Here is a 10,478-nt window from a genome sequence, read left to right as displayed (position 1 = left end):
TAGAGATTGCTTCGTTCCTCGCAATGAGCGCGTGGGGATAATATCATGTTAACCATTAAACTATCCAACCTTTCGCCGGTTGAATTACAGACTTACCTTAACACCGCTATCGCACCAAGGCCGATATGCTTTGCCTCGACCATGGATGCCGCTGGTAATATCAACCTGAGCCCGTTTAGCTATTTTAATTTGTTTAGTGTAAATCCGCCGGTTTGCGTGTTTTCGCCATCGCGCAGAGTGAGGGATAACACCACCAAACATACGCTGGAAAACCTGCGCGAAGTGCCCGAATGTACCATCAATATTGTAAATTATGATATGGTGCAGCAGGTATCGCTGGCGAGCGTTGAGTATGGCAAAGGGGTAAATGAGTTTATCAAAGCAGGCTTTACTATGCTGCCGTCTGACCTGGTGAAACCGCCCAGGGTGGCTGAATCGCCGGTGCAGCTGGAATGTGTGGTGAAGGATATTATTACATTGGGCGATGGCGCTGGCGCAGGTAACCTGGTAATTGCCGAAATTAAGCTGATGCATATTAACGAAGCGGTGCTGGATGCCAATAACAATATAGACCAGCTAAAGATGGAGCATGTAGCCCGCCTGGGCGGCGACTGGTATTGCCGCATCACCACTGACAACTTATTTAAAGTTGCGAAACCAGTCAGGAGGATGGGTATCGGGGTAGATTCCATTCCAGTCGCTATCCGCAATTCAAAAATATTAACGGGTAACAACCTTGGCCAGTTAGGTAATGTGGAAGTATTGCCAACTGATGAGGAGATAGAAGCGTATGCCCAATCGCCCGAAATTAAAGAACTGCTGGACGCTACGATAGGCGATAACCAAACCCGCGAAGTACAACTGCATTTAAAAGCTAAAGAATTACTGGATGGGGGTAGGGTAGTAGAGGCCTGGAAGGTGTTATTGATTAATTGATTTCACCGATTGTTTTTTTGGTGATTACACCGATTATGGGGTGATTACACCGATTTTATAGTAGATTAAGTTGCTTTAATTGGTTGCTTAATTCTTCTGCTGACGTAAAATGGATCGATTTGATGCCCATCTTTTCAGCCGCTAAAATATTGCGGTAATTGTCGTCGATAAATAAAGCTTCTTCGGCTTTCACACTGTGCCGGTCAAGCAATATTTGATAGAATGCCGGTGTTGGTTTACGCATCTTCTCGGCACCGGATACTACAATCCCGTCAAACCAGTTTAAAAAATCATACCGCGCCTGTGCTACCGGAAATGTTTCTGCCGACCAGTTGGTGAGGGCGTATATTTTATAGCGGTTGCTTTGTTTAAGCTGTTTAAAGATCTCCACCGTATCGTGTAAGGGATCGCCCAGCATTTCATCCCATCTTGAATAAAACGCACGGATATTACCCTCATGCTCCGGGAATTGTTTGACCAATATCTCAGTTCCTTCCTGCAAGGGGCGGCCTGCATCCTGTTCCTCGTTCCAATCAGAAGTTGTTACGTTGGCCAGGAAGTTTTTCATTTCTTTCTCATCTGCAAAAATATTCCGGTACAGGTAATGCGGGTTCCAGTCAATTAATACCGCGCCAAGGTCGAAGATGATGGTGTTGATCATACGGGGCAAATATAGTAAAAAGAGGAAAGCGGGATACTCCCGGTGCCCCGACGGGATGATTATTTCGGGCTGTTCCAATTGCACCCACTATCCAAAACAGAACGAACGACAAATAAACAACCCGTTATCCCATCCGCCTATTAATTACCTTACCCATAAATATTGCTCTCCAAAAATCTGTTCCTGAACTTGCCGTGCGGATCATATTCCGCCACCAGCTTTTTAAAATCGTGCAGTTTGGCGTAGCGGGCCTCCAGGGTTTTGGGCGCCAGGGTAAACACTTTGCCCCAGTGCGGTCGGGGAGTAAACGGGGCCAGGGCATGTTCAATCTGGGGCAGCAGGGCCAGAACTGCTTCGGTTTCCTGTTTCCAGGTAAAATGGATGGTTACCGAGGTTTGGTGGCGGCAGGGGCTCATCCACAGGTCGTCGGCCGCAATGGTGCGGATCTCGGTGATAAATAAATGCGGGCCTATCTGTTTGCCCAGTTTGGCAACGGCTTCTATAGCTGCTACAGCATGGTGCAGCGGTACAAAATATTCGGCCTGCAATTCCTTGCCGCTGCTGGGGGTAAAGCCCATTTTAAAATGCGGCAGCCGCTCAAACCAGGGGCCGGGCACGCCCATTTGTTCGGTACAGTTTTCGGCGCCGAGGGCGATAATGGGGTGCAGGTTTTTGGTGGCGGCTTTGGCGCCGTAAAATTCGGGCTGATCGGGCAGGGTGTCGGTACCGATGCGGCTTTTTATCCAGACCTCGTTGATCAGGTCGGTTTGCCAGTCGTAAAACAAGCTCACGCTATACCCGGCGGACATGATCTTTTCAAAATTCTCCTTTACCTGCGCCATGGGCAGATCGGTAAATACGCGCTGACTCACCATATAGGTGGGCTGTATCGCCAAAGTAACCCTGGTAATAATGCCCAAAGCGCCCAGGCCCACCACGGCGGCGTTTAGCTTTTCAGGATCGGCGGCTTTGCTGAGGTGTACAATGCTGCCATCGGCGATCACCAGCTCCAGTCCGGTTACAGCGCTGCTCAAATTCCCATTCCTGATCCCCGACCCATGCGTAGCCGTAGTAATTGACCCGCCCACCGAAATATGCGGCAGCGAAGCCAGGTTATGCAGCGCATAGCCCTTTTGGTGCAGGTAGGGCGCCAGTTCGCCATATTTGATGCCGGCCTCAACGGTTACTGTTTTTTCGGCAGTGTTTAGCGATAATACCTGGTTCATTTTGCTGGTAGAGAGCAGGTTGTCGCGGCTGTCGGCAATAGTGTTGAAGCAATGCCGGGTGCCGAGGGCCTTTATTTTGGTATGCGCCTTTACCAATTGTTGTACTTCGGCCACGGTGGTGGGGTAAAATACGTTGCCAGTACTGTAGGTAAGGTTACCGGCCCAGTTTTTTAGCCGGTCCTGCTGCGCAAAAGAATAGTAGGGGGATACGAGAGGTGCTGCCATTAAGGTAGAGCTTAATTGGATAAATGTTTTTCTCTTCATTGTTTATTTTGGTTGAAACAAGGTAGGGATATTTTGGGGGAAATTGCGAAGCATATTTCTTACTGTCGCTAACCAAGCCTCCGCAGCAATTTACCTATCCCGCAACTCCGCTCTTCCCGCACAAAAACACCGTCACCAATAACGAAACCAGCAGCAGCATGCCCACAAACTGGTGGGCCACTGCAAACCCTATCGCCCCCACAAACGGACTATTTACCACTGCAAGCACCCCAAGCGTTATCTGCATAAACACCAATAGCAATGGCACCCGGCTAAATTTCTTCAGCCAGCCCCTGCTTATCGTTTTCCCTGCCAGGTAAAACCATAATATCGTGCTCAAACCAATCAGGTATGCCAGCGACCTGTGTACCACCTGGATCACCAGCGGGTCAGTATACAGCTTCCGCACCCAATCAGCGCCGCCAAAAAGGTTGTCGGGTATAAACGCCCCGTTCATATCCGGCCAGGTGGGTGCACTCAAAGCGGCGTGACTGCCGGCCATCAGCGCGCCGTAGATCAGCTGTACGAACAGCAATACCAGCAGCCCCCTGTTTGCGCTGCGCAAAACCGGGCGGTAAACTACCTGGTGTGCGGGTACGGCCAGTTGCAGCAGCATCCATACCAGCCAGCTTAGCAGGCACAGGGCGCAAATAAAATGTACCGCCAGCGCCACCGGGTTCACGGCGGTATCGGTGTCGTTAAGGCCCGTTTGAACCATGATCCAGCCGATGGCTCCCTGCAGCCCGCCCAGCAGGAAGAGGATGGCCAGCGGTTTCACCATGCCCCGGCTGATCCGCTTTTGCAGTACAAATACCACAAAAGGCACCAGGAAAACCAGCCCCATCAGCCGCGCCCATTCCCGGTGCAGCCATTCCCAAAAAAATATCGACTGGTAATCGGCCAGCGTAAACTGGCTGTTGAGTTTTTTAAACTGGGCGATCTGCCGGTAATGCGCAAAGCTTTGCTCCCAGGCATGTGTGTTCAGCGGGGGCAGGGCGCCCATCAGCGGGTCCCATTGGGTAATGCTCAGGCCGCTGCCCGTAAGGCGCGTAATGCCGCCCAGCAAAATCTGCACCATCAGCATCACTACGCCCACGCCAAGCCAGATGCTCACTTTACGGTTGTTCTTACGCGTTTGGGGTTGGCTAACGGGGGGATAAACGGTTGTTTGCATGTGTCTTATATTCTTTTATTAAACTGAATGTTAAAAATACCGAACACCGAATATCCAATGCAGAATATTGAAGTTTTCTTTCAATATTCGACATTCATTATTAAAATTCCTGTTTTCAACGGGGCACGGAAATCCCTGCAAGTTGCCCTATTATGCCGGGGCAGAAAATGATAACAATCACTTTTTTGCCTGCGCTAAACCCGGTGTTTAACCCTCATTGGCCGGTGCGGTGAATAAAGGTGAACCACCTGAATACAGGTAAATACACCTGGTACACCCGCCAATATGCCCTGCCGCGCTGCAAAAGCCCTTTTCGCGAAAATTTAATTGCAGCAATTAACCAAAAAATCATCCGGATTTCTGCTGCTACTGCTCACTGCAACTGCCTGCTGTCAACTGCCACTGCCTACACATACGGGTTGTAATCATCCGCCGGGTACCAGGCGCCGGCAAATAATCGCGACTGCATGGCCACGGTGCAGCGCTGCACATGGTCCCAGTCGTAAAAGGAATGGGGTACTTCCGGGTGGCCCCAGTCGCCGCCCCAGATCAGCTGATGGCTGTGCGCCAGCTGGCCCAGTACCGCGAAACTCCCGTCCCACGAAGGCTCCCCACCCACATTTTTTACGATGTCGCAGGCCAGGCCGTAGTTATGCACCCCAACGGTGCGCAGCTGGGTTACCCCCTGGTCAAACAACTGCTGCTGCCGGGCCTGGCTGCGGAAAGTTTCAAAAACCATCAGCGCGAGGCCCTGTGCGGCCGCAGCGGCAATAATTTGCTGCACCAGCGCCCGGGTAACCGGCTCCAGTAAATTGATATCATTGATACATTCGGTCGAATTAAAACGGGGATCGTTTTTAATTACCTCTTCATAAAAGTTTGCCATTGTTTTTAAGATTTAGGGGCATGCAGATCAATCGCCGGAAACCTCCCCGGCAATTAAAATCTAAATTTCCGATTTATTTTGATGAAAAGAAAGCGTGTTTTTACGGTATTTCCCGCAGTAAATCCCGCGAAAATGGGGTAGGGGAAGCAGTAAAATGAGGCTGGTTTTTGGCTATACCATTCTCCCTTCAAACGCCCGGGGAAGAATATAAAGAAAATTAAAATTTAAGCGGCGATCTGCTGGTATGCCGTAAACGGACGATGCGGATTTCGTTTGGCATAATCCGGTACGAGACACGGTAATGGTGTTTTTCAAAAGCGCGCCAGGTACCGTCGTTATCTTTTTTAAATTTATCGGGAGGGTATTTCGTAGGATAATTACATAAATCTATCGTCAAATCAATCAGGTCATCCCTCAGCATTTCTGCATTTTGCACCGAATCCAATTTGATATATAAATAAGCTTTCTGCAACTCAATTCTTGCCCTTTTGCTCCAAACTGTTACCATTTGGCGGCTTCAATTTTCAAATCGGCGGCGGTTTTATAGTCGCCGCGCTCAATTTCAGCATCCCCGGCCAAAAGGTCTTCGTTGTATTGTTCCAGTGTCTGGGCTTTTTCAAGTTCCTGGTAATCAATTCCCATTAGCTTTAAAGTACTCAACAACCACGCTTTCTTGCCGGCATCTTTAATATTGTCAAAATCAATAATCAGGTCCATACTTACCGGTTTTATATCTATCTACACAAAGTTATTTAAATATCGCAAATTATACAATGGTCGTTAATCACCTGGCACAGCCGAACTTTCACTGAAAAAAACCGGGAGTCGGACACTCCAGGCATAGTTAATCCGAAGTGGAACACTTCGGACAGCGGACAATCGTCCCGATTTTTAAATTTATACTTTAAACCATTTACTTTTTATCACTATTTTTGTATGAAGTAATATTTTTATTGCATAAACCGCAATTACATGACAACCGTGAACAGAAATATTGTAAATACCTATTCCGGCCTTTTTGAAGGATTGGACAATTTCACCAAAATGGAATTGATAAAACGTTTGACCAAATCCTTAAACAAGGAAACAAACGATACGGAAAAGGCGTTTTACAAATCGTTTGGAGCCTTCCCTGACGATAGGCCGGCAGAAGAAATTACGGAAACGATTAAAGCTTCCAGGAAATTCCGCGAAAAAGATATCAACTTCTGATGCAATACCTGCTTGATACCAGTATCTGTGTTTTTTATTTGCGCGGAAAACTTGAGCTGGCATCAATCATCCGCGAAAAATGCCGCACAAATTTTTTCATTTCAGAAATTACGGTCATCGAATTAAGATTTGGCGCTGAAAACAGCGGCAATCCGGAAAAAGCCCATAAAGCAGTCGACGAATTTATAAACGGGATCTCTATTATCCCGGTTTTTGGCAGCATCAGGCGTTATGCCAGGGAGAAAGTACGTTTACGAAAAATAGGTAAACCCCACAATGATGAATTTGATCTGTTGATCGGAGCAACGGCGGTTGAAAATAATTTAACACTCGTGACAGATAACACCAAACATTTCGATCAACTTGAAGGCATTCAAATTGAAAATTAGTATAAACGATAGGCAAATCCAGCTAGGAAACACCCTCCATCCGGCGGGTAAGGATGGTAAAGATGCTGCTTTACCAGGTTTTCCCTGGAATAGACGATAGTCATAGGCAACAGGCATAGTTAATCCGAAGTGGAACACTTCGGACAGCGGGCTGAATCCCGGCACTTAGTAGCCCATTGCTTGGCCAGATACGGATACGGGACCAGAAACCAAGTAAATTATATGAAATTACAAACTGCAAGCTTGTAAATATTTATATTGAAAATAAATTATACCTTCACCAAACTTAAACTAATCGACATGGCAAAATACGAAGATAATTTCTGGCGAGTATACTGGGGACCGGACGAGGCAAAGGGAGACGAGAAGTTGAATACTTACTTTATTGAAATCCCCGAATACGAAGGAATAAAAAGAGGAGACTATCGGTATATTATTGGAAGGAAGGGTACCGGTAAAACCGCAATTATCGAGCAATTAACAAACGAAATTGATGGAAAATACAATCAATTTCATAAGTACTTATCATTAAAAAATTTCCCTATTCAAACCCTCCGTAACCTAAAGGATAAGACGAAAGGCGATAAATCGCAATTTGTTCCGATTTGGACATTCTTACTATTAACCGAGCTCTGTAAGTTAATAATACAAGATGAAAATGCAACTCCAACGCAAAACGTTATAGAATTGGAGTTATTCATCAAGTCTAATTTTCCATCCGATTTGGGATTTAATGAAACGCTAAAAATTCTTGCTGGCTCAGAGAATAAAGTATCTGTACTCAGTAGTTGGCTGGGAATTGAAGGCAAATCGTCTGAATCGCTTGAAGTGTTGACTCCTGTACATTTTCAAAAAGTAACTGAGATATTGGGCAACTTAATTAGGAATATCAAAAGTGACTGCTCGTTCTTTTTGTTTTTCGATGAATTAGACGAGGGGTATTCTGTGAATGACAAAAGTTTAAATCTATTGTTACTTGCGCTATTTAGGGCGATTGAAAATACATATATCGAACTGAAGGAATACATAGATTTCAGACCAGTTTTAGCTTTAAGGTCAGATATTTTTGAAAATTTAGAAGACAATGACTTAAATAAGCTTGATGATTATTTAATTAATCTAAAATGGACCACTGAATCGCAATCGCCATACTCATTATTAGATTTGGTAAACGCAAGGATAAATGCCTCATTGCGCGTAGAAAATCCTCAAAAAGCATGGGAATGTATATCAGTAAATAAAGATCCATCTTTACCCAGAAAGATCGCAACCGTTTGGGACTTTATTTATAATAGAACTTTTGAAAGGCCAAGAGATGTGGTTAAGTACATGAAAATCTGTTCCAAATTTAAATACAGCGGGAAAATTAATTTTCAGGCAGTTAAAACAGCAGAACGAGATTACTCGGAATGGTTTTTTAAAGAATTTCGTGATGAAATACAAAGTCATTTATCAATTTGGCAGCCAGCCTGCCAATCGATAATAAAACTTGGGAAAGGTGTATTTAGTCTCGATGAGATAAAATTAGAGATGGATAAGGATTCGCTTATTGCAAATTTTTTAAAAAACTCCAATAAAACACACGAAGATGTACTTGAAAAATTATTTGAATTTGGAGTAATAGGCAACCTTAGTGTCTCTAAAAAGTGGTTTTTTAAATATAAAGATAACAATTTGCCCTTCAATCCCGATCAAAAAATGCTGGTGCATTTTGGATTTTCCAAAAAGTTCAGGATAAACGCGTACTAGTCAACGGATTTATATACCCTTTGGAAATATCACGAGGCAGGTACGAGAATAAAGACAAATGTCGGCGCGTAGAGTGTGTGATTACTGGTCGGCAATGCAGAACAAAACAGGAAAACATATTTCATTGAGAATTTGATATAAGATTATAAAGATATAAATACATTGCAAGCTTGCAAAATGGAGGGTGAGTGTTCTTTAACTTAGCAAAAGGCGCACGTAATTTCTTGCAGTGTTCAGGGCGCTAGTAGCCCAACGCTTTGCGTGCCCAGATACGAGCGCCAGAAACGGGGCGTTTTTTTTATCTATCGTTTTGAATATCGATTTTAATGACTATATTCAAACTTCCAAAACCTTTTGCATTACAAGATGGTAGATATTCTATTAATAAATAGCCCTATCCATGATTACTCGAAATATCCGCGATTTAAGACATCGTATTCAACACCAGTTGGGCTTTTATATTTAGGCACTATGGCCAAGAAGGCGGGGTTTGAAGTTAAGATTATCGACGCGGAGCAGAATCAATTAGCACATTATGATATCTTGGCGTTGATCGACGATCTTCGACCAAGTTTTGTTGGCTTTAATGTATTTACAATAAACAACGACATCGTGGAGGGCATCATCGACCTGGTGCCAAAGGACGTGACGGTCATTCTTGGGGGGCCTCATATAACAGCAATGGGTTTCCAATATTTCCAAAAGCATTTTTTAAGAGCGGATATTCTAGTCCGTCATGATGGCGAATTTAAATTAGTAGATATCTTGAGAAAAAAACCTTACGCAGAAATTTCAGATATTTATTATAAAGAAAATGATGTGTTAAAAATGTCATCTGGCTATGATATTTCTTTTGACTTAGATGACCTGCCCATTGTAGATCGAACACTTTTAAGAGGCGAGCCTTACATAAAAAACAATAAACTGTATGTAGACATGTCAATCAGTCGCGGGTGCATATACACATGCTCTTTTTGCGCAGGTAGTTGCAAACATGCGGGTACGGTTTATAAACGCCGTAGCTTGCTAAATATAGCAAAAGAAGTCAACGAGTTGATAGAAGTCTATCATGTGGAAGGCATAGAGATAGTCGACGATTTACCGTTCTACAGAATACGAGACCTTGAAGAATTTCTTGATTATATTGAGAAGGCCGATCTAAAAATTGAATGGGAGATTAACTTTCCATTTCTTTTTTTGCGAACGCTAAATAAAACACATTTCAATAAAATGAAGGCGATGGGCATCAAGCGAATCGCAATAGGTATCGAATCCGGGACTTATGATGTAAGAGCCCTATCTGGAAAAAGAATCTATGAAGAGCCCCTCGTTACACTCCTTAAAACCATCTTTGATAGCAAAATTTATATAAAGGGATATTTTATTATCGGATTTCCTCATGAAACTAGAGATCAAATAGATCAAACACTTACATTCGCTAAAAAGATTTTTGACTTAAGTCATCAATCTAATAAAGCGTATTTCGATCCACGGATTTTTATTTACAAACCTTTTCCAAAAACGCCGATGTGGACCCAACTGCTGCTGGATGGCTATAAAGAGGACGAACTGTTGAAATATCATGATTTCGAACTTGATATTTCCTATTTCAACAAACATGCTTGGAGAAGCAATCTGCAGTTGTCCGAAGTGGAGCCTCATGTGCTAACTGAATTGATCAACGAATTTTATCTAAAAATAAGAAAATAACATCCATGGCCGAATTATACCGAGAAAGATCACAAAAGAAGGGCAGGTTTCTATTGCATTGTCGACCGCAACTTGTTTTTCATTTGGGGCAAATAAGAATGCTAAATGTATTACATAGCATCCTTGGTGAAGGTCACAATGTAACCATACTTATCATTCCTTATGATGAGCATGACAAATTGAACCTCACGCTGAGACATCGCTTAGAGGAAGAAATCAATATAACGCGTCATTTCTATAAAGAATACCAGATCGGAAGAGCACACGTCTG

General features: G+C 44.1%; 11 protein-coding genes. 5 read left to right on the top strand and 6 right to left on the bottom strand.

Going from position 1 to position 10,478, the window contains the following annotated elements:
- The first annotated feature begins 45 nt into the window (after positions 1-45).
- On the top strand, positions 46-936 hold the full coding sequence (locus QZY09_RS24195) for a flavin reductase family protein (protein WP_295677151.1): 891 nt from the start codon (positions 46-48) through the stop codon (positions 934-936).
- Between the two features lie 55 nt (positions 937-991).
- Here the strand turns inward: QZY09_RS24195 and QZY09_RS24190 are convergent, their stop codons facing one another.
- The 6 genes from QZY09_RS24190 to QZY09_RS24165 form a co-directional block, all read right to left on the bottom strand.
- Positions 992-1,597 (bottom strand): HAD family phosphatase, encoded by a 606-nt coding sequence (locus QZY09_RS24190; RefSeq protein WP_295677149.1) that lies wholly within the window; start codon positions 1,595-1,597, stop codon positions 992-994.
- Positions 1,598-1,746: 149 nt separating this feature from the next.
- On the bottom strand, positions 1,747-3,087 hold the full coding sequence (locus QZY09_RS24185; protein WP_295677147.1) for an FAD-binding protein: 1,341 nt from the start codon (positions 3,085-3,087) through the stop codon (positions 1,747-1,749).
- A 94-nt stretch (positions 3,088-3,181) separates the two neighbouring features.
- Entirely contained in the window at positions 3,182-4,261 is a 1,080-nt protein-coding gene (locus QZY09_RS24180; RefSeq protein ID WP_295677143.1) for a COX15/CtaA family protein, read from the bottom strand.
- A 406-nt stretch (positions 4,262-4,667) separates the two neighbouring features.
- Positions 4,668-5,147, bottom strand: a complete 480-nt coding sequence (locus QZY09_RS24175) for a M15 family metallopeptidase (RefSeq protein ID WP_295677141.1) — start codon at positions 5,145-5,147, stop codon at positions 4,668-4,670.
- Positions 5,148-5,364: 217 nt separating this feature from the next.
- Positions 5,365-5,655 carry a type II toxin-antitoxin system RelE/ParE family toxin gene (locus QZY09_RS24170; RefSeq protein WP_295677139.1) on the bottom strand — a complete coding sequence of 97 codons (291 nt, stop codon included), beginning with the start codon at positions 5,653-5,655 and terminating at the stop codon, positions 5,365-5,367.
- The gene (locus tag QZY09_RS24165) at positions 5,649-5,864 is read right to left on the bottom strand and encodes a hypothetical protein (protein ID WP_295677136.1); all 216 of its coding nucleotides are present in this window, start codon (positions 5,862-5,864) and stop codon (positions 5,649-5,651) included. Before QZY09_RS24165 ends, QZY09_RS24170 begins: the two co-directional genes overlap by 7 nt.
- 255 nt (positions 5,865-6,119) lie before the next feature.
- Here QZY09_RS24165 and QZY09_RS24160 point away from each other — a divergent pair, with 255 nt between their 5' ends.
- The 4 genes from QZY09_RS24160 to QZY09_RS24145 all read left to right on the top strand — a co-directional run bounded on the left by QZY09_RS24160 (position 6,120) and on the right by QZY09_RS24145 (position 10,207).
- Positions 6,120-6,359 carry a hypothetical protein gene (locus QZY09_RS24160; RefSeq protein WP_295677132.1) on the top strand — a complete coding sequence of 80 codons (240 nt, stop codon included), beginning with the start codon at positions 6,120-6,122 and terminating at the stop codon, positions 6,357-6,359.
- The gene (locus QZY09_RS24155; protein WP_295677130.1) at positions 6,359-6,748 is read left to right on the top strand and encodes a PIN domain-containing protein; all 390 of its coding nucleotides are present in this window, start codon (positions 6,359-6,361) and stop codon (positions 6,746-6,748) included. The genes QZY09_RS24160 and QZY09_RS24155 overlap by 1 nt, the downstream gene beginning before the upstream one ends.
- Before the next feature lie 300 nt (positions 6,749-7,048).
- Positions 7,049-8,497, top strand: coding sequence for a hypothetical protein (locus tag QZY09_RS24150; protein ID WP_295677127.1), 1,449 nt, complete (start codon positions 7,049-7,051; stop codon positions 8,495-8,497).
- Positions 8,498-8,863: 366 nt separating this feature from the next.
- Entirely contained in the window at positions 8,864-10,207 is a 1,344-nt protein-coding gene (locus QZY09_RS24145; RefSeq protein ID WP_295677124.1) for a radical SAM protein, read from the top strand.
- The last annotated feature ends 271 nt before the right edge of the window (positions 10,208-10,478 follow it).

Origin of the sequence: uncultured Mucilaginibacter sp. (assembly GCF_903913935.1) — a bacterium.
Lineage (GTDB): Bacteria > Bacteroidota > Bacteroidia > Sphingobacteriales > Sphingobacteriaceae > Mucilaginibacter.
This window is presented reverse-complemented; position numbering and strand designations above follow the sequence as displayed.

Bases quoted from the DNA above. Each gene is read 5' to 3' on its own strand.
- QZY09_RS24195 (WP_295677151.1), top strand. From the start codon at position 46: ATGTTAACCATTAAACTATCCAACCTTTCGCCGGTTGAATTACAGACT.
- QZY09_RS24190 (WP_295677149.1), bottom strand. From the start codon at position 1,597: ATGATCAACACCATCATCTTCGACCTTGGCGCGGTATTAATTGACTGG.
- QZY09_RS24185 (WP_295677147.1), bottom strand. From the start codon at position 3,087: ATGAAGAGAAAAACATTTATCCAATTAAGCTCTACCTTAATGGCAGCA.
- QZY09_RS24180 (WP_295677143.1), bottom strand. From the start codon at position 4,261: ATGCAAACAACCGTTTATCCCCCCGTTAGCCAACCCCAAACGCGTAAG.
- QZY09_RS24175 (WP_295677141.1), bottom strand. From the start codon at position 5,147: ATGGCAAACTTTTATGAAGAGGTAATTAAAAACGATCCCCGTTTTAAT.
- QZY09_RS24170 (WP_295677139.1), bottom strand. From the start codon at position 5,655: ATGGTAACAGTTTGGAGCAAAAGGGCAAGAATTGAGTTGCAGAAAGCT.
- QZY09_RS24165 (WP_295677136.1), bottom strand. From the start codon at position 5,864: ATGGACCTGATTATTGATTTTGACAATATTAAAGATGCCGGCAAGAAA.
- QZY09_RS24160 (WP_295677132.1), top strand. From the start codon at position 6,120: ATGACAACCGTGAACAGAAATATTGTAAATACCTATTCCGGCCTTTTT.
- QZY09_RS24155 (WP_295677130.1), top strand. From the start codon at position 6,359: ATGCAATACCTGCTTGATACCAGTATCTGTGTTTTTTATTTGCGCGGA.
- QZY09_RS24150 (WP_295677127.1), top strand. From the start codon at position 7,049: ATGGCAAAATACGAAGATAATTTCTGGCGAGTATACTGGGGACCGGAC.
- QZY09_RS24145 (WP_295677124.1), top strand. From the start codon at position 8,864: ATGGTAGATATTCTATTAATAAATAGCCCTATCCATGATTACTCGAAA.